Below are 24,760 nucleotides of genomic sequence, written 5' to 3'. Positions count from 1 at the left end.
CCCAAGGGAAATATAGTATTTCCTTTAAGTTTCAATTAGTTACAATCTTATCGTCTATTAAACCACCTCAACCTGGCGATAGTGAAGATGTGCCCTCATCTTTCCGGAGAACCATCGAAACAACACCCCTACACGCCCGGAGGTCGAGACATTCTTTTCAATAATTCCAATCAGGTCTTTGAGAACTCCACTCTTAACCCGCACCGAATCCCCTTGCCTCAACAGTAGCTCCTGCTCAACAACCTGCCCACTGTTCACACTATTGATGAGGGTCTCCATAACACTGGAATGGACCGGGGCCGGCCTCTCACCATCCCCAATGATTCGTAGGACACCACGAGTAAAATGGACCATTCTCCTGAGGTAGTTATTTTCAAAATCGGAACAGACAAACAGGTAGGAAGGAAACAGCGGTTTAAAGTATGACTGGTTCGTAGAGAATGCCTTCATTTTGGGAAGAAAGATCTGGTAACCGGCCTGAACAAGCTGTCCCTTTACAATCTCCTCATGCCTCGGCTTTGTCTGAACAACATACCACTGATTCATGGTTGAACCTCAAGGCGGATTTCAACCACCTGCCCCTTAAAATCAGGTGGAGATTTTTCGCCAAAAAACTTGAGCAGGATACTTTTTTCATCATGAGGAGAGGCCTCGGTACGAAAAGAGACCTTGTTCGACAACTCTTCCTGTATGATCGGTCTTATAACCTCAGAAATCTCCTGATTTCCATGGAGGATGAAATCGGTATGGCCCTGATTATAAAGAATTATAAGTTGTTTTTGTAGTTGTTCCCGAATTTGTTGATATTGCCTTATTGCTGAAACGACCAGGTTATACGAACGCCTGGCATGAAGATTTGAGCCCTCTTCGGTCAGGAGATAACGAAGCTTTTTACTGTTTAGTTTCGCAACCTTGAGAAACCCTGCCCTGATCAAGTTTTTTATGGTCGAGTTGACAAGCCCGAGCGAAAAACCGGTCCGTCCGGAAATCTGCCTTTGGGATGCCAGAGAGTCACCCGAGAGAAGGTTCAAGACTATGATTTCTTTTCCGTTCAAATGTTCTGAATTCACTTCCTCACCCACTGTTCTTAAATAGAACGTTCAGGAGGCGAAACATATATTAAAGGGTCATCTGAGATAGCAAGAAAATTATTTGACCCTTGCAATTAATTTCAAATCATCGGATGAGCGCTCAAAGCAAATCACACATCATCGATAAACATAACTAAATGATTGAAAATATTATTAAAATAGTACTTAAGGCAGGAAAGGTCATTGAAAATGGCTTTCGAGAAACGCGGCCATTGAACTACAATAGAAATATTGAAAATCCTTCAACGATTGTTGATAAAAAATCCCATCAAATTCTCGTAGAAGGGCTTAAAAAAACAGGACTTGGCCCTATCCTTTCGGAAGAGGATAACAGCCGAGAAGCGTTTAATTTTAGCTGTCAAAGCTACTGGGTCATCGATCCACTCGATGGGACAAGAGAATTTATCAATAAAAATCATGAATTTGCAATATCACTCGCCCTTATTATAAACAGATTACCCGAGATTGGGATTGTCTATAACCCGATCACCAAAGAGCTGTTTTGTGCAAAAAGAGGAGAGGGGGCTTTTAGAAATAATAAGAGGATGCTTTTGAGGGAAGGAGACCACGGTACCCGGTGGTTGGTAAGCCGAACCGACTGCAAAAAAGGGCTGTTTAAGAACTGGGCCCCTGAACAGATCACACCGATGGGGAGTATTGCCTACAAACTAGCAAGGGCCGGATATGAAAAATCCTGTTCGGGGGTAATCAGTCTGACTCCAAAGTCTGTCTGGGACTATGTAGGGGGTGCACTGATAGCCGTAGAGACTGGATACGATCTCTTTGATTTTAATGGTAACCCCTTGAGAACGTTGAACAAGCTTCGAATAGAGAATCTTATTGCTGCCCATCCGGCAAGGCGTGATGAGATACTTAAGGCAGTCCACTTTACAAAGCCTGTTTAAGAACATTAAGAACATAAAGAGGCGAAACAGTTTATCCAAAAGTCCGAATTGTGGTTGATCATTATGACTTACATCCTTGGAATCTCTGCCTACTACCATGATAGCGCCGCCTGTTTGGTGCGGGACGGGAAGATCATCGCCGCGGCTCAAGAAGAACGGTTTTCAAGGAAGAAGCATGACCCCTCCTTTCCCGGGAATGCAATTTTATATTGTCTCGCGGAAGCTGGTATCACGCCCAAGCAGATCGACTTTGTTGCCTTTTATGACAAACCGTTTCTTAAATTTGAGCGCCTCCTTGAAACTTATCTTGCCTTCGCGCCATCCGGATTTTGCTCCTTCCTGAAGGCAATGCCGATCTGGATTAAAGAGAAAATTTTCTTAAAAAGTCTTCTGGCCAAAGAACTCAACAAACTCTTTGGCCCGACAAAAAAAGAGAAGAGGGACTGGGAACATCTCATGCTCTTTCCAGAGCATCACCAATCTCACGCCGCCTCTGCCTTTTTCCCATCTCCTTTTAAAAAAGCGTCGGTATTGACCGTTGATGGAGTAGGGGAATGGGCAACCGCTTCTATTGGGAGAGGAATAGGCAACAAGCTGGAACTGTTATATGAGCTCCACTTCCCTCACTCAGTAGGCCTTCTTTATTCTGCCTTCACCTATTACACCGGATTTAAAGTCAATTCGGCAGAATATAAGGTGATGGGGCTCGCCCCCTATGGCGAGCCTCGCTATGTCGATGCTATTTACCGCCACCTGATCGATCTCAAAGAGGACGGGTCACTTGCCATCAATATGGAGTTCATGAACTATTGTAAGGGGCTAACGATGACGAATGAAAAATTTGATCGTCTGTTCGGCGGCCCTCCACGAAGACCGGAATCGGAGGTGACGCAAAGAGAAATGGACCTCGCCCGGTCCGTTCAGGAGGTCGTTGAAGAGATTATTCTTCGTATGGCCCGTTTTGCCAGGAAAGAGACCGGCGAAGAGAACCTCTGCATGGCCGGAGGTGTTGCATTGAATTGTGTGGCCAACGGAAAGCTCCTGCGCCAGAAACTCTTCAAAAACATCTGGATTCAACCCGCGGCCACCGACGCCGGCGGGGCGCTTGGGGCCGCACTCGCCGCCTGGTACCAATACCTGGACAATCCAAGGATCTCTGATGAAAAACAGGATCAGATGCAAGGAGCCTTTCTCGGCCCCTCCTATTCCAACGAGAAGGTGGAAGAGTTCCTTAAATCAAAGGAGATCCCCTACCGCAAATATCCCGACCAGGAGCTCTCTTCCAGGACCGCCGATATTCTAAAAGAGGGGAAAGTAGTTGGGTGGTTTCAGGGAAGGACAGAGTTTGGACCGAGGGCACTTGGCGGCCGAAGCATTCTGGGGGATGCCCGAAATCCAGATATGCAGTCGACGATGAACCTCAAGATCAAGTTTCGGGAATCGTTCCGTCCCTTTGCCCCTTCCGTCTTGCGTGAACAGGTTCAGGAGTTCTTTGAGATCGATTGCGACAGCCCCTACATGCTTCTGGTTGCTCCGGTCAAAGAACAAAGAAGAATCCCCTCAAGTCGTAATGGATCGAAAAGGCTCTGGGGAATCGATCTTCTCAATCAACCAAGATCAGATATCCCGGCGATTACACACATAGACTACTCGGCCAGAATCCAGACGGTCGACAAGGAAACAAACCCGCGCTTTTACAACTTAATCAAGACATTTGGGGAAAAAACCGGCACCCCGGTACTCGTCAACACATCCTTTAATGTTCGTGGCGAACCGATTGTCTGCTCACCGGAGGATGCCTACCTATGCTTTATGAGGACGGGAATGGATTATCTTGTTATGGAAAACTGTATTTTGGAAAAAACAGCCCAAAAACCGCTTCATGAGGAAGGGGACTGGAGACGAAAATTTGAACTCGACTAATACCAAAGAGCTCAAAAAATTCGGGGTGGCTCTTGGCTGTGCCTTGCTCTTCTGGGCACTGATCCCACTCGTCAAACAGCAGGAACCTCGCCTTTACCTGCTCGTCCCGGCCGTTCTTATTCTAACCTTAGGTCTCTTCCGACCTTCATCGCTGAAACAGGTGCACAAACGATGGGCTCAGGTGACATCGATCATCGGCAGTGTTTTGACCACCCTCACGCTCCTGATTGTTTTTTACCTTGTAATAACCCCACTTGGGTTGTTGAAAAAAATTTTTGGAGCTGATACTCAGAAATTCTGTCCAGTCAAGGACCAACCCTCCTACTGGATTAAGAAGAACCAATTGGATATCAGGGAGAGTATGAGGAGGTTGTTTTGATTTCGGTCTTATCAGAGCTTTGGGCCTTTATGAGGGTGCGAAAAAAGTACTGGCTTCTGCCGATCCTCCTGACCCTCTTTCTCTTCGGGGGGCTCATGATTTTTTCACAGGGATCCGCCGTAGCCCCTTTTATTTACACACTATTTTAGATGGAGACCTTACTCGTGAAGCGCCTCATGGACATGACCTTTTCCCTATTCGGCCTTCTCCTCTCTTCGCCAATTCTTCTGCCAACCCTTTTCCTGGTCTGGCTTCAGGATCGCCACTCCCCATTTTACCTCGCTTCGCGGGTTGGAGTGAATGGTAAAACCTTCAGGATTGTTAAAGCCCGTTCCATGGTCATCAACGCCGATCGAAGCGGGATTGATTCTACCGCCGGAGACGATTCTCGGATTACGGCTGTCGGCCATTTTATCCGGCGCTTCAAAATTGATGAACTAACCCAACTCTGGAACGTCCTGTGGGGCGAGATGTCCCTGGTCGGACCCCGTCCCAATGTAGAACGGGATGTCGCTCTCTATACAAAAGAGGAAAAAAAACTGCTTTCTGTCAAGCCGGGGATTACCGATCTCTCTTCCATCGTCTTTTCGGATGAAGGAGAGATCCTGAAAGGTCATCCTAATCCCGATCTGGGGTATAATCAGCTGATCCGCCCCTGGAAAAGCCGTCTTGGATTATTCTATATTGAGAATCAGTCACTCTGGTTGGACCTGCAGCTTACTTTTTTGACGGCGGTTGCTATTTTCGCCAAACCGCTTGCCCTCCAGGGAATCCATAAAATTCTGAGGCGGAAGAAGGTTGAGCCGCTTCTCTGTCAGGTCGCTTTGCGCGAGGAAAAACTGAGCCCCTATCCACCACCAGGCTCCGTCCACATTGTTCAGGCACGGTAGGGGTCAAGGGAAAGGATTCGTAAAGTCGTTATGATGTCTCAATGGGAATCGAGCAAGAAAGTTATTATGAAGTACCGGCGCCTTATTGTCATCGTCATTCATCTCACAACGATTGTCTTCTCCTACTACTGTGCCTTCCTCCTCCGCTACAATGGCCTGCTGTCCGAGGAAGAAACTCACCTTTTCGAGGCAACGCTTCCATGGATCCTCCTGATCCGCGGAGCCACCTTTATCCCTTTCCGGCTTTATGAGGGGCTCTGGCGTTATACCGGCATCTGGGACTTAAGAAACATCATCGGAGCCGTTTTTTTGAGCAGTGCCTTCTCTGCCATTTGCTTCAAGTTTTTTTTAAAAACAACCGACGCCAGCACGACCCTTGTTATCATCGACTCTGTTTTGCTCGTCTGCCTTTTGGGGGGGATGCGTCTGACCCGCCGAATTTACCGTGAACTGGGACACCCCGACTACGAAAAGAAGGTTCTCATCTTCGGTGCCGGCGACGCGGGAGAGATGATTGTTCGCGATATAAAGAACAATAATTTTTACCAATATGAACCGATCGGCTTCATCGACGATGATCCGACCAAAGTGGGGCAATCGATTCACCGCATCCCTGTTCTTGGAACAAGAAAAAACCTGGCCAAGATTGTTGCCGAAAGATCCCCCGATGAGATCCTCATTGCGATTTCCAAAATGTCTCCCTCCAAGATTCGAGAATTGGTAAAAATTCTGGAGCCCTATAAAATTCCGATCAAAACCTTGCCTAATCTACGGGATGTTCTGGATGGAAAGATCTCCGTCGGCCAAATCCGGAATCTTTCTCTCGAAGATCTTCTGGATCGGGCCCCTGTCAACCTCGATTCGGAACCTGTTCGTCATCTGATCGAAGGAAAGAGGGTGCTCGTAACGGGAGCTGGAGGATCGATCGGATCCGAGCTTTGTCGTCAAATCATGACGCTGAAGCCACGGTCTCTCATCCTTGTGGAAAGACATGAAAACAGCCTTTACGAAATTGAACAGGACTTGCTCCGCCAAGCCCAACTTCCTCCATCCCGAATTCATCCGCTGGTTGCTGATGTAACCGATCACACGTTGATTCATCGGCTTTTCGAACAACTTCGCCCCCAGATTGTCTTTCATGCCGCGGCTCATAAACATGTCCCCCTGATGGAGTCTCATCCCTGTGAAGCAGTGAAAAACAATGTTGCGGGAACCCGAACTGTTGCCGAGGCCGCCGCACGTCATGGGGCTGAACGCTTCATACTCATCTCAAGTGATAAGGCCGTTAATCCCTCCAGTGTGATGGGGGCCACCAAGAAAATCGCCGAGCTTTTCATACAGCAAATGGACAGGAGATACCCAACTGTTTTTGCTTCAGTCCGTTTTGGAAACGTCATTGGCAGCAACGGCAGTGTCATTCCACGATTCATAAAACAGATCGAGGAGGGAGGGCCTGTCACCATCACCCATGAAGAGATGCGGCGATATTTTATGCTAATCCCCGAAGCGGTTCATCTTGTCCTTCATGCGACTGCTTTGGCACACAAGGGAGACGTCTTTGTGCTCGAGATGGGCGAACAGATCAAGGTGCTTGAGCTGGCTCGAAACCTGATCCGCCTGACCGGTTATCTCCCGGACACTGAGATTCCGATCTCCTTTATTGGCCACCGACCCGGCGAAAAACTGTATGAAGAACTTGTTGGGAAAGACGAATCAATCAAACCGTCCGGGATTGAAAACATCATGCTGGTAGAAAGTTCTGCACCAATGAACCATCACCTCCTGATGAACAAAATCAGAGAGTTTGAAGAGATCGCCCAAGCAGGTGACTCAGAGACCCTTCTCCAATTGTTCGCCGACCTTATCCCGACCTTTAAGTCGGAGGGATTGCCAGACTCCTCCCAAGCCTCTCCAGCCTTTGAAAATATCGACAAATTTGTAGTCTCAAAATAAGAACGGAGAGTAAAATTCATTCTCTGCTCATAAAGTCTTTTAAAAAAATTCTCCCTTGGGCCCTTGCGTTGGTCATCCTGTATTACCTGTTTCGGCAGTACCCCCCCTCACAAATTCTGACAGCATGGCAATACCTCAATGTCTTGCCGTTTTGTATTTATTCTATTGGTTACTTCATTTTCATGTGGTTTTTCGACTGTTGGTCGCTGGGCTGGTTCTTCTCGCACTTTGGACATCCCCTCTCCGTACGAGACATAGGGCCAATCCGTTTCGCCTCGTACCTCCTGATGACGCTCAACTTTGGAGCCGGCCAGGGCGCATTCGCTTATTTTTTAAAACAGAAGAAAAAGATCCCTTTTTTTAAAAGTTCGAGCCTTATGCTCTTTATTGTTCTGATCGACCTCTACACAACGATCTTGCTTGCCTTTATCGGCTCTTTGACAACAAATCTTGTTGTACATGAGATTAACCTGAGTCAATTCATCCAGGCCATCTGGGGAGGAAGTACCGTTGGCCTCTTCGCACTCTTTCTCTTTTTTCGGCTTCCGCTCAACTGGCGCACCTTGAAATGGGTCCGAACGAGAGACCTTTTTCACACCTTCCACCATGCGGTCCCGACTGATTATCTTCGCGGAATTATGGCTAGATTACCGATGCATCTGGCACTCAACACAACCCTTTATGTTGTCGCCCATTTTTTTCAGGCCTCAATCCCTCTCGCAAAAGTACTCGCCTTCTTTCCCTTTGTCGTTCTGGTCGGCACAATCCCGATCACTCCTTCTGGGCTCGGTACCACACAGGCCGCAATGGTGGAATTCTTCAAGCCTCATATCCAGGGAGTTCCGCTGGAAAATGGCTTGCTTTCCGTAGGGGAGCTCCTCTTTTACATAGGCCTCCTGTTTTCTGTCTTTAATCTTCTCCTGAAGCTGGTGACAGGACTCTACTTTCTTAAAAAACAGGATGCCGATTTGCCAATCTCTTAATTGGAGAAAAAATGTTAGTTGTTATCATCGGTGCCGGAATTGTCGGTCTTCATACAGCGAGAGTTTTTCAGGAGAGGGGGGATGAGGTTTATCTCCTTGAGACGGCCTCGTCTCTTGGAGAGGAGACAAGCGGTAGAAACAGCGGCGTTATCCATTCCGGAGTTTTCTACAAACCTGGTTCATTCAAGGAAAAGGTCTGCATTGAGGGAAACCGGTTCACCTATCAATGGCTCCGTGAGTTGAATGTCAACCACCAGGCCTGTGGTAAATGGATCGTCCCTGAAGAGGGACAGGAAGCAGATCTGGAAACTTTTCTTGCCCGGATAGAGAATCTTCCGATCACCAAACCTCAACTTCTCTCCCCAAAACAACTTTCTCGGCAAGAACCTCTTCTAAGACCTACCCAAGCAATTTTCATCCCTTCAACAGGGCTCGTCGATGCCGCGGGCTATCTCAAATCAATGGCGCTTTACCTTGAGGAACGGGGAGTCCATATCATTCTGGGATGCAGGGTCACCGGGCTCAGGGGAGAGCGTGCACTGGAAACAGAACGTGGAGAAATTCCGTTTGATCTTGCGATTAATGCCGCGGGACTTTATGCCGATGAGGTCGCTCGCTGGTCCGGGTTGAATGAATACGAAATCCGACCTTGTCGTGGGGATTACTATCTCCTTAACCAACAACCGCTCCAACGTCCCGTCTATCACCTTCCCAATCGGTCGGCCCATGGTCTGGGGGTCCATCTGACACCGACCCTTGACGGCCAAACTTTGGTAGGGCCCAATGCCTTTTTCATCCGCGAGAAGTCAAACTATTCTCCTCTCTCCTCGATAGAAGACTTTCAGAGATCCGTAAGATTTTATCTGCCCCATCTCAAAGACTTCAGCCTTTCACAGGGATACTCAGGAAACCGGCCAAAACTCTTTCGGGCAGGACAACCCGTTGGCGAATTCATCCTCAAAAAGAAGGGGAACTGGATTCATGCTCTGGGGATTGAGTCGCCAGGCTTAACGGCGGCACCGGCCTTGGCACGGGAGATATTGCGCCTTCTATAGGCCGGTGTTATGAGACTTTCTATGCCCTCTTTGTATGGCGTCATCCTGGCCGGTGGGACCGGAACCCGCTTATGGCCCCTCTCACGAAGCCTCCTGCCCAAGCAACTCCTTCCGTTAACGGAAGAAAAGACGCTCCTCCAACTCACCGCGCTGCGTCTGCTTAAAACCATCTCTCCAGATCATATTGTAACGGTGACACAAGCGGATCATCACTTTGAGGTCCAACGTCAACTGGAGGCCGTTCATCCCGACCTCACGAAAATGATTCTGGCGGAACCTGAGGGAAGAAACACCCTCCCGGCCATCTCGTGGTCCGTAGCAGTGATTGCCCGTCAAGATCCAAAGGCGATTATCGGGATCTTTCCGTCTGATCATTTCATCTCCAATGAAGAAGCCTTTATGAAGGCCCTTCAGAAGGGGATTCGGTTAGTCGGTGAAGAGGCGATTGTCACATTCGGCATCCGCCCCCTCTACCCCGCAACGGGGTATGGTTATATTCGAGCCGAGCATCCTTTGAATACACCCGGTGGCTTCAAAATTGGTTCCTTCGTGGAAAAACCGGATTATGAAACAGCGTTGCGCTATCTGGCGGAAGGAAGTTACTTCTGGAACTCCGGCATGTTTCTCTTTCGTGCGGAAGTTTTTCAGACCCTTCTAAAGAGACTTCGGCCTGAAATCTACAGCATTGCCAAAGAACTTGGAGATCCATCACTTACTGCGGCAACCTTGGAACGCGGTTATGCCTCCCTCCCAAAACTTTCGATCGATTACGGACTCATGGAAAAGACAGACGGTGGCGTTGTCATACCGATGGAGGCCGGCTGGAACGATCTGGGAAGCTGGGAGGCGTACTACAATATCAGCCCTAAGGATTCAGATCAAAATGTCATTCGTGGAGAGACGCTGACACGCGATACACGCTCGTCACTCCTCTATGCCGATCAGGGTCTCATCGCCACCATCGGGATTGAAAATCTTGTAATTATCAGAACAGACGACACGGTCCTGGTGAGTCCGCGGGAACGGGTTCAAGAGGTCAAGGAGATCGTCGACCGGCTCAAAAAAACAAAAAACGAGTTGACCGTTTCTCATCGGACCGTCCGACGTCCTTGGGGATCGTTCACAATCCTGGAAGACACCCCGGACCACAAGGTCAAGCGGCTTCTGGTCGACCCCGGGAAAAAACTAAGTCTGCAGAAACACCGCCACCGCTCGGAACACTGGGTTATCCTCAAGGGAATTGCCCGCGTCATTTGTGGTGATCATGAATCAATTCTTTCGCCTGGTGAATCAATCAATATCCCCTGTGAAGCACCCCACCGACTTGGCAACGACGGGAAAGAAACTCTTGAGGTTATCGAGGTCCAGAGAGGGGCCTACTTCGGTGAGGATGATATTATCCGCCTTGAGGATGACTACGGAAGATCCGTATCCAAATAGTGTCTCCCCGCACGCATGAATCCTTCGGGTGTCCCTACATCAAAAAGGAGTCCCTGGCATACCGCTCCATAAGCCGGTCTCTGACGCGTCAGCCGATCAATCGCTTCTGTAAGTTGGATTTCTCCCAAAGCCGTTGGTGTCAGTGCCTCAATACAGGAAAAAACATCTGGGGGGAGCAGATAGCGTCCTAAAATGGAAAGGTCGGACGGGGCAGTTTCCGAACTCGGTTTTTCAACAGCCCCCAGGATCTGATAGAGTTCATTTCCAACGCGCTCAACCTCAACAATTCCATAAAAACTGACCCTCTCTCTTGGGACCTTCTCCATCAAGAGCCCCCACGCTTTTCCACACACCTCTATCAACTGACGACAGGCCGGCACCTTCGCATCCACAACCACATCCGGCAAGATGACGAGAAAGTCCTCATTCCCAACCGCCTCTTTGGCACAAAGAACCGCATGACCCAGTCCCAACGGTTGCCTCTGGTAGACGGCGCTAACCTTGGCGCAAGTCGGGATACGGCCAAGAAGCTCAATCTCCTCCCTCTTCCCTCTCTCACCCAGAACAGACTCAAGAACTGGATCAGAGCGGAAATAATCAACAATCATCTCCTTGCCAGGGCTGATGATAAAAATGATCTCCTCGATCCCCGACGCAATCGCCTCTTCGACAACATACTGAATCACGGGCTTTCTGCCGATCGGCAAGATCTCCTTTGGAACGACCTTGGTGATCGGCAGGAAGCGGGTTCCAATACCGGCAGCAGGAATGACAGCCTTTCGCACCCGACGCATAAAACTCCTCAGTACTTCGACTCGTAATTACTATGGCGTATATACAAAGCCAAAAAAATCAACAAAATTACTCGCTCAGCACTAGTCCTGAGCAAACAAATTCGTCACCGAATTTATGAATCGAAGGACTCAGTTTCGGAGCGGCTTGCCTTTTAATAGCATGTGTTGGATTCGTTCCTGCGTCTTCTCCATGCCACAAAGTGAGAGAAAAACCTCCCGTTCGAGGTCGAGCAGTTTTTGCTCCGAGACCCTTCCCATGTTCGGCCTATCGCCACCCGTAAGAATGTGAGAAAGCTTTTTAGCGATCACCTCGTCATGCTCGCTGATCTTCCCCTGCAGGCGAAAACCCTCAATCGCTGAGACCATGGCGTAGTAGCCACCATGTCCCGGCAGAACAATATCTTCCCTGGGAACCGGTCTTTGGTAGTTCTTGGCCATCTCCACAACACGACGCTTGGCATCCGTCAGGAGACGGTCGCGTGAAAGGCTGATCCTGTCTTTTTTGGTCATGTAACCGATCTCCTGCGCCTCCTTGGCAGAGGTAGAGACCCTGGCAAAACCGATCGTCTCAAAGGCCCGCTGCACCTTTGGAAAAGGCCCCATCTTAACCGACTCATCGAACCGGCGGATCATCTCCTTGCAACCGCCGCCTGCCGGGATCAGTCCAACACCCAACTCGACAAGCCCCATGTACAGCTCCGCGTGTGCCTGAATCGCATCGGCCCCCAAACAGACCTCGCAACCACCACCCAACGCGAGATTGAAAGGAACGGCGACAACCGGCTTGGCGGAATAGCGGAGCCCCATACAGGCGTCCTGAAAGTTTTTTAAAACGGTTTCGATCTGTTTCCAATCCCCCATCTGGGCCGCCATGAAGAGGAGCATCAGATTGGCACCGACCGAAAAGTTCTCCCCTTCGTTGGCAACAACCATGCCCGTGAAGTTTCTTTCCGCCTCCCGAACACCCTCTTTCATGAGGGAGCAGATCTCGTCGTCTATCGCGTTCATCTTGGAGTTAAATTCGAGACAAAGGACACCGTCCCCAATATCGATCAATGAGGCTGAATCATTCTTGCGAAGCACTGGCGTCCGTTCCCTGATTGATTTCAGAAGGAGGACCCCCTCTCCCTGCCGGATTGCCTTGTAGGAAGAGGTATGGAGATCAAAATATTCAAGACCGGCGGCGCCTCGGCGATAAAATGTCCCTTCACCCTTCTGAAGGACCGCTTCAACGAACGATGGAATCTTGAAGCCGTCCTGGCGGATTCTCTCGACAGCCTCTTTGACGCCCAGGCAATCCCAGATTTCAAACGGGCCCAGATCCCAGTTATATCCCCACTTCATTCCATTATCGAAATTGACGATATCATCAGCAATCTCAGGAATCCGGTTGGCAGAATAGAGCAGGGTGTCACGAACAACCTTCCAGGCAAGCTCTCCCCCCTCATCTTTTTGATTTACAAAAAATTTCAATCGTGCGGCGGATGATTCGATCTCCTTCACCTTGCCAAGTGAAGGATAACGAACCTTCTGTTGAGAACGGTATTCGCCCGTCTGCCAATCGAGAACCAAAATCTCGGAGATTCCATCCCCCCGTTTTACCTTTTTGTAGAAACCTTGCCCCGTTTTTTCCCCAAGCTGTTTTTTTTCAATCATCTCCTCAACAATTTTCGGGACCTTGTAAATCTCCCTCATCTCATCATTGGGACAACTCTCGTAGGTGTGGTGGGCGATATGGGCCAGTGTATCAACCCCCACCATATCGGTCGTCCGAAACATCCCGCTCTTGGGACGACCAATCGCCGGCCCCAAAATTTTGTCGACCGCCTCGACAGGATAATTTTTTTCCAGGATGTACTTCATGGCAGAAAACCAGCCGAAGACCCCGATCCGATTAGCGATAAAATTAGGGGTGTCCTTGGCAAAAACAACCCCTTTGCCAAGTTTTTGTTCCAAAAATCTGACCATGGTCTCGACAGTACCGGGATCCGTCTCGGATGAAGAGACGACCTCAACGAGCTTCATATAACGGACAGGGTTAAAAAAGTGGGTCACAAGAAAATTTCTCCGAAAAGGAGAGGAGCGCCCCTCAGACATCGAGCGAAGTGACAATCCCGATGTGTTTGAGCTTACAATCGTCTCAGGACGGACTGTCTGCTCGACACGTTCGAAGACCTGCCGTTTGATATCGAGCCGTTCAACAACCACCTCAATGACCCAGTCACACTCCTTCAACTTTTCCCAATCGTCTTCAAAGTTGCCTGGAGTGATCAATCGGGCATCTCTCTTTGAAAAAATCAGGGACGGCTTTGAATTCAGGAGTGCTTCGATTCCGGCCTTCGCCAACCTGTTGCGATCCGCACCGGGCTCCTTCGGGACAATATCAAGGAGGTAACAAGGAATCCCGGCCCCCGACAGATGAGCCGCAATGCCCGACCCCATGATACCGGAACCAAGAACGGCAACTCTTTTGATTTCCACCCTCACCCTCCAACATCATCCCTATATCAATTCCCCTCTCCCGCTTAGGGGGAGAGGGGGTCATTCTCCTACCCATCCGAGGAGCGGTTGGGAGAAAGGCCCGGATGCAAGGCAGGCTGGTGAGGAGCACCGCAGGCGTACTTGTGTCGTACGTCGAGGAGCATCCGAGCCAGCCAACGAAGCAGATGGGCCTTTATCACAACCGCTCCACAATCGCGGCCATTCCTTGGCCGCCCCCAATACACATCGTTTCAAGACCAACGGTTTTATTCTTGATAATTAAACCATTAATCAGCGTCGCCATAATACGAGAGCCACTGCAACCAAGCGGGTGGCCGAGGGCAATCGCCCCTCCATGTGGATTCACTTTTTCCATATCGAGGTCCAACTCGCGAATAACCGCAAGGGATTGGGACGCAAACGCCTCATTGATCTCGATCACATCAATATCCTTGAGTGTCATGCCAGCCCTCTTCAAAACTTTTTTGACGGCAGGGACAGGACCCATCCCCATATACTCCGGTTCCAGACCGGCGACGGCCATGGCACGAATTTTAACCAGCGGACGAATCCCCAACGCCTTGGCACGATCGATCGACATGACAACAACAGCCGCGGCACCATCGGTCAGTGGTGATGAATTCCCTGCAGTGACTGAGCCTCCCTCTAAAAAAGCCGGTTTCAACTTGGCAAGCTGTTCGAGGCTACACTCCTCACGTGGGGTCTCGTCCCGGTCGAGGAGCACCTTCTTTCCATCCGGCAGCTGGACCTCAATCGCCATCATCTCACTTTTGAATTTCCCCTCTTTTTGGGCCGCAACCGCCTTCCGGTGAGAACCGAGGGCGAACCGGTCCTGATCCTCACGGCTCACCTTATATTTTGAGGCGACATTCTCAGCCGTGATCCCCATCGAGACGTACGCCTGTGGCAAACCTCCCTGAAAAAATTTTTCGTTGAGCGAGGGATTGAATCCCCCCATCGGAACATGGCTCATTGACTCCACCCCGCCTGCCACAAAAACATCGCCGTGACTGGTCATGACCCGCAAGGCCGCATTACAGATCGACTCTAATCCGGAGGCACAAAAGCGGTTGATCGTGGTGGCGGCCGCCTCCAGCGGGATACCGGAGAGCATGCTGATCTGACGTGCCACGTTCATCCCCTGTTCACCTTCCGGCATGGCACAGCCGATCTGGACATCCTCAATCTCCTTGGGATCGAGATTGGGCACCCTTTTCAGAACCTCACGAACCACCACAGCACCCAAGTCATCAATCCTCATGTTTTGAAGAAGTCCCTTACCGGATCTACCCATCGGGCTTCGAACCGCGGCAACAATGACAGCTTCCATAAAATAAACCTCCTTCAGTAATCTCCCCCTCTTAAGGTAAGCCCGCCCTACCGGGAAGGCCACTGGCACCCTTTTCTTACACTGACGCAGGAAGTCAAAGGATTTTTACTGGCAAGGGATCACTCATAATAGCATCCCTTTTCTGTCACCGGCGACCCGGCACGATCAAGACAGCTCACCCTCCAGAATTCAACCGCGGAACAATCTTCATCACTTTCACAGGATTGAGAACAGAGAGACCGTGTCCGTCTCCCGGAAGGAGGGAGAAAGGAATAACACTGTTCACTTTGACATTCCAGATCCTCTCTACAACGGAGTCCTGGTGGACGGGGATCACCCGCACAGCTTCGGGATGCTTGCGAGAGAGAGCTGATCGTTGTCCCACAGATGTTAAACGCTGATAGTTCAACAATTTCCGGTGGGACCTCAGGACCACAGCCATGATTGGTATCGCTCCTCCCCGGAGGTCCAAAAGAATGCAAGAGCTCGTGGTTGATAGTGGCAGCGGTAAAAAGACGCCTGTCTTCCAGAAATGGAAGGAAGTCAGGATCCTCGAGGAGATCGGGACACTGCCATTCCCCATAGCGGAAGACACATTCAAGTCCATCTTGATTACGACATGCTCCTCCTGACGAAGTTGAGCTCACATGAACATAGGAGTCACCCTCAAGCTCATAGCCACACCTGCCCAGCAGATGGTGCCAATCAAGAACCGCCCCATAAACGTCTCCCGGCGGATAGTAAGGAGAACCCGCTCGATTACAAACAGTTTCAAAGGCAAACGGACCAAGGGTGTGTCCCCCGTAACTAAGGGAATCGGTATCCTTTGCAAAGAAAACGATGTAGTCGGGCAACTCTAATTCTCCATCAGACCTCTCTTGAAGATAATCCGAGGCATTGGATCCCAAAGCTGAGTAGCTCCCGTGTTGGATATCAATCACTCGATAAACCCAACCCGTACTTGACTGAAGCGTCTCTGAGGCAAATTCAAATGTCTCTTCAATATCATCGTCTGATATAGGGGGTGAGTAATCCGTGTCATCTGCAAATACACTCACCCGAATCGTCTTGCGTCGCTCCATCCCTGAGAGGACCCTGGGGTCAATCGACGGGCGATAATAATAAGAGGGGATCGCCCGCCGTGGCTCGATCCTTGCCCCTCCCTTTTTTTTCGCCACACCTTTACGAATGAGGGCCTTAAAAAATCGGTCCTTCGCAATAACCTCCAGCGGCACCTCCTCTTTTATCCTGAGCTCTTCTACTTTTATAAGAGATTTCGGGAACTTGCGCTTGACCTCTTTTTTTATCCGAGGTGCGGGAAAACCGGCCATGATAAAGACACAAAGCAGTATGACCGCTCCCCAATAACCTTTCTTAAGGGCAGGATTCACGTGAGACCTATTATATTCCAATGATTGCTCGGTGTCGATGACCAAAGCTTATCGGCAAAAACAACAACATTAAGAGCCCATTTGCAGTTTCTCGGTCACCCACATCCGAATCAGCGACTGATAAGCAATTCCTTTTTGGAGAGAGACCTGCTTCAACTTGTCAATCACACGCACTGGCAGACGGATACTAATTGGCTTGCTCCTTTGAAAGTCTTCATAAAGATTGTCCCAATCGGTCGGTTGTAGATTGGAAAAACTGACTTTGTGAAATTTGATTTTTGAAGAAAGCCGCGACAAGTCGGCTCCCTTAAGCCACCGATCAATATCGGTCTCTGAATAGGCCTTTCTTGCCTTACTCCTTTTTGAACCAGTCTTCATATTTCTTGGCCTCCTTTTTTCTCATGTACCTTGCCGAAATCACGCGAATTTTTCTGTCACGTGTTGTAAAAATAATAAAAATACATCGTTCCTGTACTTTATTAACCAACAGCCACCTCTTTTCGTGCGAGGAATGCTTTTCATCAAATGCCACATAGGGTCCTCCATGAAATGCAAACTCGACCGTGGCCAGGTCAAGGCGGCTCTGTATTTTTGCTATATTCCCGACGTCCCACTCGAACCCCTTGAGCAAGGTGAAATCCACGGATTCTTGAAGTATATACAATCCGCTACACATTGCAAGGGTTCAAAAATAGGACCAAAGTTTATCTTAAATTTAGGATATGGTTTATTAACTTTCAATGAGTACAATTTAAAATGACCAACCATAAGTATTTCTAACTTTTTATCCGCACTACCGTACGAATAAAAAGTTGAAACGCTATAGACCTGGATCTTCTTTGGCCGGATTGATTCCAAATCCTTGGATCGCCTCCCCTACCACCTGATGACCGATCTTCCCCTGCCGGGCCAGTTGGGAGAGACTCGCCACGACAATCGATTCGGCATCAACCTCAAAAAAACGACGCAGCTCCGCCCGCGAGGCACTACGCCCAAGACCATCAGTTCCCAACGAATAAAAATGGGGCACCCATCGTGCAATCTGGTCCGGGACCGCCCGGATCCAGTCGCTGACAGAGATCACGGGCCCCTCTACCTTGCCCAACCGCTGGGTGATCCAAGGTTTTTTTTGCGGTTCGCTTGAATGGAGCACGTTCCAACGCTCCACCTCGAGCGCCTCGCGTCGGAGCTCACTGTAGCTCGTGACATTCCAGACGTCAGCAACGATATGGAACTTTTCCCTCAAAATCTTCTGCGCCTTCAAAACCTCCTGAAAAATCGAGCCGCTTCCCAACAGTGTTACACGTAGGGGCGCCGCTTGCTGTGCCCTTCCTCCCATATCCCCACTGGAAAAAAGATACATCCCCTTGAGGATTCCCTCCTCAACACCGTCCGGCATTGGTGCCATCGGATAATTCTCGTTCTGAAGGGTGAGGTAGTACATCAGCTCCCTTCCCCTCTCGTACATTTCGCGGATCCCTTCTCGAATGAGAACAAGGATCTCGTAGGCAAAGGTCGGTTCGTAACTCTTCACGCGCGGATAGGCACTGGCAAAAAGAGGACTGTGACCATCTTGATGTTGAAGTCCTTCACCGGAAAGCGTCGTCCTTCCCGCCGTCGCCCCCAGAATAAAACCGCGACACCGTTGATCCTGCAACGCCCAGATCAAATCGCCGACCCTCTGGAAACCAAACATCGAGTAGAAAATGTAGAATGGGATCATCATTACCCCATGACTCGACTCCGAACTGCCAGCCGCTGCAAAAGAGGAGATCGCCCCTGCCTCGGTCAACCCCTCTTCAATGAGCTGCCCCTCCTTCGCCTCGCGGTAGTAAAGGATCATCTTCGCATCGACCGGTTCGTAAAGCTGACCCATGGCGGAGTAGATCCCAACCTGACGAAAGAGCGGTTCCATTCCAAAAGTCCTCGCCTCGTCAGGAAGGATCGGGACGATAAATTTTCCAAGACGGGGATGGCGGAGGAGCTTTGACAAAAGAGAGACAAACGCCATTGTTGTCGAAACCTCCCGTCCTTCCTGGGTTCCGACAAGAAATTCCCGAAAATCGCTCAGTGTAACGGTTGAAATTTTCTCTTTTGCTGTTTTTCTGCGTGGAACAAACCCGCCTAATGCCCGGCGGCGTTCGAGGAGATATTCTATTTCTGGGCTATTAGCCGGCGGGCGATAAAAGGGGGCCTCCTTGAGATGTTTATCCGAAATCGGGATCTTGAATCGGTCCCGAAACTGCCGGAGCTCCGCCTCGTTAAGCTTTTTTTGCTGATGGGTGATGTTTCGTCCCTCTCCACCCTCGCCCAATCCATATCCCTTGATCGTCTTTGCCAGAATGATCGTCGGACTGCCCTTATTCTCCATAGCCGCCTTGTAGGCAGAATAGATCTTGAAGGTGTCGTGCCCCCCACGACGGAGTCGTCGGATCTGGTCGTCCGTCAACAACTCAACCATCTTTAAAAGCTCCGGATCTCTCCCAAAAAAATGTTGCCGTGTATAGCTGCCAGGTTCGACGACATACTTCTGATAATCACCATCGACCGCCTCGCCCATTCGCCGAACGAGATGCCCTTCTTTATCGGCAGCAAGCAGCGGGTCCCAGTCACGCCCCCAGATCACCTTGATCACATTCCAGCCGGCCCCCCGAAAGATCGACTCCAGCTCCTGAATAATCTTGCCGTTGCCGCGAACCGGGCCATCGAGGCGTTGAAGGTTACAATTGACGACAAAAATCAGGTTGTCGAGCTGTTCACGTGAGGCGACGGTGATCGAGCCCATCGACTCCGGTTCGTCCATCTCTCCATCCCCCACAAACGCCCAGACACGTTGACTACTCGTCTCTTTGATTCCACGATCCTCAAGATAGCGATTAAACCTCGCCTGATAGATCGCCTGAATCGGTGAGAGTCCCATCGAGACGGTTGGAAACTCCCAGAAATCAGGCATCAGCCACGGATGCGGATAGGAAGAGAGTCCCCCTCCTTCCGCCAACTCGCGACGAAAGTTCTCCACCTGTTGAAGCGTCACCCGCCCTTCCAGAAAGGCACGGGCATAAATTCCGGGCGAGGAATGCCCTTGAAAAAAGACCTGGTCCCCTCCCTCCGGATGATCATGCCCCTTTAGAAAGTGGCAAAAGGCGACCTCCAGGAGGTTTGCGGAGGAGGCGTAGGTCGAAATATGACCGCCGATCCCTGGCTCACGCATGTTAGCTCGAACGACCATCGCCATCGCATTCCAGCGGATCATGTTCCGGATCTGTTGTTCGATCTTGAAGTCACCCGGATAGGGTGGCTGATCCCCAACCGGAATCGTGTTGATGTAGGGGGTCTCAAATGGAAAACAGATGCGCCCCTTTTTATCTTGCGGACCCATGTTATACCCCTGTATGAAACCCTACGTATCCATAACCTGTTTTTTTAGTCAAAAGGAGAATCACCATGAGCGACGAGTCATTTAATCCAAGAGATCTTCTGGACCGCCTCTTCCCAAGAAAGAAAGGATTGCTGTTCTACGTAGGACTCCTGTTTCTGGTCTGGCTCTCGTCAAAATGTTTCACGATTATCCCGGCCGGGAATGTTGGAATCAAGGATTTCTTTGGAAAGATTTATAGTGAAACGATTCCGGCCGGTTTTCACATCGTCAATCCCCTCCTGCGGATCCACAAGATGTCGATCCGGACCCAGCAGATCGAGGAGGCGGCGAATGTCCCCTCCAAAGAGGGGTTGAGCGTCACGCTCGACGCCTCGCTTCTCTTTAGCCTCAATCCGGAAAAGGCGGCCGAGGTCTACCGGACAATTGGCCCCGACTACACACGGGTTGTTGTCGTTCCACAGGCCCGCTCCGTCGTGAGGGGAGTTACAGCCAGCTATGAGGCGAAGGCGCTTTACACCTCCGAACGAAGTCTGATGTCAGACGAAATTTACAAGCAGTTGGCCCCCCTCATGGAAGAACGCGGCATTACAATAGAAAAAGTGTTGCTCCGCAATGTGACTCTGCCCCAGATCCTCTCCACGGCCATTGAGAAAAAATTGGAGGCGGAACAACAATCCGAACAGATGAAGTTCGTCTTGGACAAGGAGAAGCAGGAGGCGGACAGAAAGCGGGTCGAGGCACAGGGAATCGCCGATTTTCAACGAATCGTCACGAGCGGACTGACTCCCTTCTTCCTCACCTGGAAGGGAATCGAGGCAACCGCCAAACTGGCCGACAGTCAGAACACCAAGGTGGTTGTGATCGGAAGCGGGAAGGATGGTCTACCGATCATCCTGGGCGGGAATAACTAAAATTCACGGCGCTTCTCACCGTTATGTGATAAGTAAAAAGTCCCATAACACGAGTTAGTAGGTGACCTGGTTGGCCGAAACATCATCGAACCACACGCTCCCTGTGGCATTATAGAGACGCAGAAATACCCTCATTTGCGTAGCGGAGGCGGGGGCAATGAAGAGGTTAGAGCACTCGGTCCAATCTACGGTTCCCTGAATACCACTACAAACGGTAACATCTCCCCCAATTTGAGAACTCAAACTGTCGTACCATCGAACGACAACACGCGCACCGGAAGAGGAAGAACTATCAACAACAGCTTCTAGGCGCAACCAGGCGGTAATACGGTAATTCTGCCCGGCGGTAACACCGGAAATTCTTGGATTAGTATAAATTTCCGAGATGCCACGGGAAGTTCGGGTAATTTTAGCGGCATACGTTCCCGATCTATAGATAGCACTGTCTATTGAACAATACGAGCTGCTACAAAAACTCCACCCCGAGGTTCCAGATTCAAAACCTGTATTAGAAACAAGGTTGGTACCAACCGTGGGCGGGGCCAGAGTATTCAGTGTTTGATCTTCAGAACAGGTTCGGTTGCCAGCCGCGTCAGCGGAGCAAACCTGATAGTGGTACAAGGTAGACGCGCTAAGTCCTGTCAGATTCTGGCTGTGACCAGTCACCAACGCGCTATCTAAAGCCGTGCTCAAGCCATAAGCGATCGAGGGGCCGTACTCCACTTGAGAATTTGCATCTTCGTTGGTCGTCCAGGCAATCGTAGCTTGGGTGTCGGTAATCCCGGAAACAGAAATACCCGAGATAGAAGGACCAATGGTATCTGGAGCGGTAAATTGTAGAGAAACGTCGTCAAAATGCACGGTGCCCGTAGAATTGTACAATCTTAAAAAAACACGAGCCTTGGCTGTTTCAAGTGGGGTAACAAAAGATCGCGTACACTCTGTCCAATCGGCAGTTCCCTGCAAGTTACTACAAACTGTGTCTTCGCTCAGTTGAGAATCAGAGCTGTTATACCAGCGCACGGTCACCCTGGCGCCCGAGGAAGAAGAAGAGCCTCCAATCTCACTTCGGCGCAGCCACGCAGAAACACGATAGGTTTCACCAGCCAAAATTCCCACTATCCTCGGATTGGTATAGACATCGGATATGCCGGAAGCAGTTCTTGTAATTTTAACTGACGCAAGCGGTGTTATCCACCGTTACATTAACACTCGTCGCGGTCGCTTGATTGCCCGCCGCGTCTCTGGCTAAAGCGCTAAGGGTATGGGCTCCACCTGCTGTTAAGGTGCTATTCCAAATGATGCTATAAGGAGCAGAGGTATCCTCTGTGTCTAAATTTACTCCGTCGAGTCTAAACTGAACGCCAACGACTCCAACATTATCCGACGCAGAAGCTGAAACCGTTACAGCGGAACCGGTAACCGTGGCACCCTCCAGAGGTGAGCTCATGGAAATGGTAGGAGCGGTGATGTCTGGCGGATTCGCCGTGGTAAAGGTGTTATTAGTTGAACAAGAACGGTTGGACCCGTGATGCTCTGGGAATGACTCGTAACTAAAGCAGGCGCTACAGTGGTGGTATTGCCGTAGGCTGTGGTTAAACCATACTCTACTTGAGAATCTGCATTTTTATTTGTTGTCCAAGTGATTCGAGCAGAAGTTGCCTCAATTTGATCTGCTAAAACGTTTGAGATAACGGGAAGTCGTGTATCCACAATAATGGTAACAATTGATATTTGTTGGTTACCAAAATTATCCGTGGCTTTAGCTCGAACAATGTGTACCTGGTAATTATCTCGGGGAATGGTTAGCTCGTAAGACCAATTGTCTGTGCCAGAGACCAGGATGTAGGGATCGTTATCTAATTGAACCTCCACTCTGTCCACGGCTATGTTGTCCGAAGCCGTGCCAGACACTAAAACGGTTGCACCGCCATACGTGTGACCCTCCAGAGGAGAGATGATAGTTACAGTGGGCAATATGGCAAACTTCAGGTCACCCACGCGATCAACATACTGGTTGCCCGATGTGTCGGTAACAGTAAGACGCAGGGTGTAAGCAGTACCTTCAACTAAGCTTGATACATTTATAGAACCCAGATTTCCTCCCGTGCCAGCACCGCAAACTTGTAAGGAGGAACTGGAAAGAGTTGTCCAAGAGATGGGATTCTGGCCAGCACCAATATCTAATACGTAGCTGGAAAAATTTGCTCCGCACGCCTTACCTGTTACATCGGTTCTCGCTAGTAACTGGTTAGCTACCAGAGGAGCTGTAATAATGGCTTCTAAAGCACTGTTGACTTGGACAGCCTGCCAGGCGTTGATTCGCCCATAACCACTAGTGATATCAAAGCCCGCGTCGTGAATATCATCTGCAGTTGTTCGTATGATCTGAGCTACCTGATCATTACTAAAGCTCGGGTTTTTTGAAATAATCAAAGCGGCCAGGGCTGCCACCTGAGGTGTGGCCATACTGGTACCGCTCATCCATCTTACGGTGTTGGTATAGTCCGGTATGCCACCTGCCTGAAGGGAAACTATATCCCGGCCGTAAGCCGCCACATCAATACAATTGCCAAAATTAGAATAGCTTGATTTTTCATCTGTAGCATCCAAAGAAGCAACACATTGAACGCCGCTATAACTGCAGGGATACGATGCCGCACAGTCCACGTTATCATTCATAGCGGCAGCAACATAGGTAACGCCAAGGCTGCGGCAAGCGGCAACAGCATCCGCTATGGCTTGGGTAAATCCATAGCCTCCCAAACTGGCATTAATGACATCCGCACCATTATTACAAGCGTAGTTTGTCCCACTGGCTACCTCGGACCATTGGCCAATGCCGCTAAGATTTAACACCTTCACTGGCATTATCTTGCTACCAAAGGCACCGCCAATAACATCTAAGAAATTGTTACCGACGGCCGCGATGGTGCCAGCCACATGAGTACCGTGGCTATTGTCATCTGTCGGATCATTACTATTGTTAATAAAATCCCAACCCCAAGTATCGTCAATATAGCCATTGCCATCGTCATCGATTCCATTTCCAGGAATTTCCTTATCGTTTGTCCAACAGTTAGCAGCCATATCCGGATGATCGCAATCAAGGCCCGTGTCGGTGACAGCAACCACCACCCCCGTACCCGTTGTGACATCCCAAGCTTGCTCGAAGTTCTCGCGAACCAGACCGAGTTTTCCGGTAGTTCTAAAATGGAAGAGATCATATTCGTTAAGATCTGCAAGGGAAGAGGACCACATGGGGTCGTTAGGAGTCATCGCCGCCCAAATCCAGCCGTCTTGCTCGGCATAAGCGACTTGAGGGTTTTGCTCGAGGGCAGCAATTATTTCATGGATCCTGTCAGTGGGTATGGAGTCGTCGAACTCAAGAGCATAAGTTCCTGAAATGTTTTCCGGTATCTGGGATTTTTCAATGACGCGTTTTGTGCGTTCTGCAAATTTGCTCTTAATCTCCTTGAAAATTTGAGATTCAGATTTGCCGCTTTGTTTTTTTCTGCGCACCAAATCTTCAAATAAGGGACGCATTGCTTTGAAGTCATGCTGATCTAAGACACTCCTTAAGGCGTGTTGATCGAAAAGATCTATCAAGCTCTCATTTTGACTAGGTCTGTCAAATCTCAGATTCTCTGGCAGCAAATCCTCAATTGGTCGGGAAAGCTCGGATCTAAATTTAACAATGATTTGTTTGGGAGAAGCTCTATTTTGGGCAACAATGGAGACTTCGGCCAAACCTTGCTGGTAACTCGCAATAACCAGCCCCAAAACTGTAATTATCGTTTTAAGTTTATTATACGTTAACGCAAATTTCATTTT

At 49.7% G+C, this 24,760-nt stretch carries 22 protein-coding genes; 10 read left to right on the top strand and 12 right to left on the bottom strand.

What is annotated here, in order from left to right:
* Positions 1 to 57 precede the first annotated feature (57 nt).
* Both HYT77_07750 and HYT77_07745 read right to left on the bottom strand, forming a co-directional pair.
* The gene (locus HYT77_07750; protein ID MBI2067888.1) at positions 58 to 546 is read right to left on the bottom strand and encodes a hypothetical protein; all 489 of its coding nucleotides are present in this window, start codon (positions 544 to 546) and stop codon (positions 58 to 60) included.
* Positions 543 to 1,070 (bottom strand): winged helix-turn-helix transcriptional regulator, encoded by a 528-nt coding sequence (locus tag HYT77_07745; GenBank protein MBI2067887.1) that lies wholly within the window; start codon positions 1,068 to 1,070, stop codon positions 543 to 545. Before HYT77_07745 ends, HYT77_07750 begins: the two co-directional genes overlap by 4 nt.
* A 158-nt stretch (positions 1,071 to 1,228) precedes the next feature.
* On the opposite strand from HYT77_07745, the gene HYT77_07740 reads away from it, so the two are divergent.
* From HYT77_07740 to HYT77_07700, 9 genes are all read left to right on the top strand, one after another.
* Positions 1,229 to 1,996, top strand: coding sequence for a hypothetical protein (locus HYT77_07740; protein ID MBI2067886.1), 768 nt, complete (start codon positions 1,229 to 1,231; stop codon positions 1,994 to 1,996).
* A gap of 63 nt (positions 1,997 to 2,059) precedes the next feature.
* Complete coding sequence (locus tag HYT77_07735; GenBank protein MBI2067885.1) at positions 2,060 to 3,919, top strand: carbamoyltransferase; 1,860 nt, start codon at positions 2,060 to 2,062, stop codon at positions 3,917 to 3,919.
* A complete protein-coding gene (locus HYT77_07730; protein ID MBI2067884.1) occupies positions 3,906 to 4,298 on the top strand; it encodes a hypothetical protein in 393 nt (130 codons plus the stop codon). Before HYT77_07735 ends, HYT77_07730 begins: the two co-directional genes overlap by 14 nt.
* Positions 4,295 to 4,447 carry a hypothetical protein gene (locus tag HYT77_07725; GenBank protein MBI2067883.1) on the top strand — a complete coding sequence of 51 codons (153 nt, stop codon included), beginning with the start codon at positions 4,295 to 4,297 and terminating at the stop codon, positions 4,445 to 4,447. The genes HYT77_07730 and HYT77_07725 overlap by 4 nt, the downstream gene beginning before the upstream one ends.
* 15 nt (positions 4,448 to 4,462) lie before the next feature.
* Positions 4,463 to 5,188 carry a sugar transferase gene (locus HYT77_07720; protein MBI2067882.1) on the top strand — a complete coding sequence of 242 codons (726 nt, stop codon included), beginning with the start codon at positions 4,463 to 4,465 and terminating at the stop codon, positions 5,186 to 5,188.
* Between the two features lie 30 nt (positions 5,189 to 5,218).
* Complete coding sequence (locus tag HYT77_07715; GenBank protein ID MBI2067881.1) at positions 5,219 to 7,141, top strand: polysaccharide biosynthesis protein; 1,923 nt, start codon at positions 5,219 to 5,221, stop codon at positions 7,139 to 7,141.
* A 68-nt stretch (positions 7,142 to 7,209) separates the two neighbouring features.
* Positions 7,210 to 8,124, top strand: coding sequence for a flippase-like domain-containing protein (locus HYT77_07710; GenBank protein ID MBI2067880.1), 915 nt, complete (start codon positions 7,210 to 7,212; stop codon positions 8,122 to 8,124).
* Between the two features lie 11 nt (positions 8,125 to 8,135).
* Positions 8,136 to 9,179: an NAD(P)/FAD-dependent oxidoreductase gene (locus HYT77_07705; GenBank protein MBI2067879.1), complete on the top strand. Its 1,044-nt coding sequence runs from the start codon at positions 8,136 to 8,138 to the stop codon at positions 9,177 to 9,179.
* Between the two features lie 9 nt (positions 9,180 to 9,188).
* Positions 9,189 to 10,619, top strand: a complete 1,431-nt coding sequence (locus HYT77_07700) for a mannose-1-phosphate guanylyltransferase/mannose-6-phosphate isomerase (GenBank protein MBI2067878.1) — start codon at positions 9,189 to 9,191, stop codon at positions 10,617 to 10,619.
* Here the strand turns inward: HYT77_07700 and HYT77_07695 are convergent.
* The 7 genes from HYT77_07695 to aceE form a co-directional block, all read right to left on the bottom strand.
* On the bottom strand, positions 10,595 to 11,413 hold the full coding sequence (locus HYT77_07695; GenBank protein ID MBI2067877.1) for a UTP--glucose-1-phosphate uridylyltransferase: 819 nt from the start codon (positions 11,411 to 11,413) through the stop codon (positions 10,595 to 10,597). The genes HYT77_07700 and HYT77_07695 overlap by 25 nt on opposite strands.
* 129 nt (positions 11,414 to 11,542) lie before the next feature.
* Positions 11,543 to 13,900, bottom strand: a complete 2,358-nt coding sequence (locus HYT77_07690) for a 3-hydroxyacyl-CoA dehydrogenase/enoyl-CoA hydratase family protein (protein MBI2067876.1) — start codon at positions 13,898 to 13,900, stop codon at positions 11,543 to 11,545.
* Positions 13,901 to 14,090: 190 nt separating this feature from the next.
* The gene (locus HYT77_07685; protein ID MBI2067875.1) at positions 14,091 to 15,245 is read right to left on the bottom strand and encodes a thiolase family protein; all 1,155 of its coding nucleotides are present in this window, start codon (positions 15,243 to 15,245) and stop codon (positions 14,091 to 14,093) included.
* Positions 15,246 to 15,364: 119 nt separating this feature from the next.
* A complete protein-coding gene (locus HYT77_07680; protein MBI2067874.1) occupies positions 15,365 to 16,636 on the bottom strand; it encodes a hypothetical protein in 1,272 nt (423 codons plus the stop codon).
* A 69-nt stretch (positions 16,637 to 16,705) separates the two neighbouring features.
* The gene (locus HYT77_07675) at positions 16,706 to 17,014 is read right to left on the bottom strand and encodes a hypothetical protein (protein ID MBI2067873.1); all 309 of its coding nucleotides are present in this window, start codon (positions 17,012 to 17,014) and stop codon (positions 16,706 to 16,708) included.
* Positions 16,989 to 17,279 (bottom strand): BrnT family toxin, encoded by a 291-nt coding sequence (locus HYT77_07670; protein ID MBI2067872.1) that lies wholly within the window; start codon positions 17,277 to 17,279, stop codon positions 16,989 to 16,991. The genes HYT77_07675 and HYT77_07670 overlap by 26 nt, the downstream gene beginning before the upstream one ends.
* Positions 17,280 to 17,456: 177 nt before the next feature.
* Entirely contained in the window at positions 17,457 to 20,015 is a 2,559-nt protein-coding gene (aceE, locus tag HYT77_07665) for a pyruvate dehydrogenase (acetyl-transferring), homodimeric type (GenBank protein MBI2067871.1), read from the bottom strand.
* A 65-nt stretch (positions 20,016 to 20,080) separates the two neighbouring features.
* Here aceE and HYT77_07660 point away from each other — a divergent pair, with 65 nt between their 5' ends.
* Positions 20,081 to 20,926, top strand: a complete 846-nt coding sequence (locus HYT77_07660; GenBank protein ID MBI2067870.1) for a prohibitin family protein — start codon at positions 20,081 to 20,083, stop codon at positions 20,924 to 20,926.
* Positions 20,927 to 20,980: 54 nt separating this feature from the next.
* Here HYT77_07660 and HYT77_07655 read toward each other — a convergent pair whose 3' ends face one another.
* The 3 genes from HYT77_07655 to HYT77_07645 form a co-directional block, all read right to left on the bottom strand.
* Positions 20,981 to 22,036 (bottom strand): fibronectin type III domain-containing protein, encoded by a 1,056-nt coding sequence (locus HYT77_07655; protein ID MBI2067869.1) that lies wholly within the window; start codon positions 22,034 to 22,036, stop codon positions 20,981 to 20,983.
* Positions 22,037 to 22,097: 61 nt separating this feature from the next.
* Complete coding sequence (locus HYT77_07650) at positions 22,098 to 22,376, bottom strand: Ig-like domain-containing protein (protein ID MBI2067868.1); 279 nt, start codon at positions 22,374 to 22,376, stop codon at positions 22,098 to 22,100.
* A complete protein-coding gene (locus tag HYT77_07645) occupies positions 22,373 to 24,757 on the bottom strand; it encodes a S8 family serine peptidase (GenBank protein ID MBI2067867.1) in 2,385 nt (794 codons plus the stop codon). Before HYT77_07645 ends, HYT77_07650 begins: the two co-directional genes overlap by 4 nt.
* Positions 24,758 to 24,760 lie beyond the last annotated feature (3 nt).

It is taken from the genome of Deltaproteobacteria bacterium (assembly GCA_016180855.1).
In the GTDB taxonomy this organism is placed as follows: domain Bacteria; phylum UBA10199; class UBA10199; order JACPAL01; family JACPAL01; genus JACPAL01.
The sequence above is the reverse complement of the archived record's forward strand: the minus strand, read 5'-3'. Positions and strand labels throughout refer to the sequence as shown.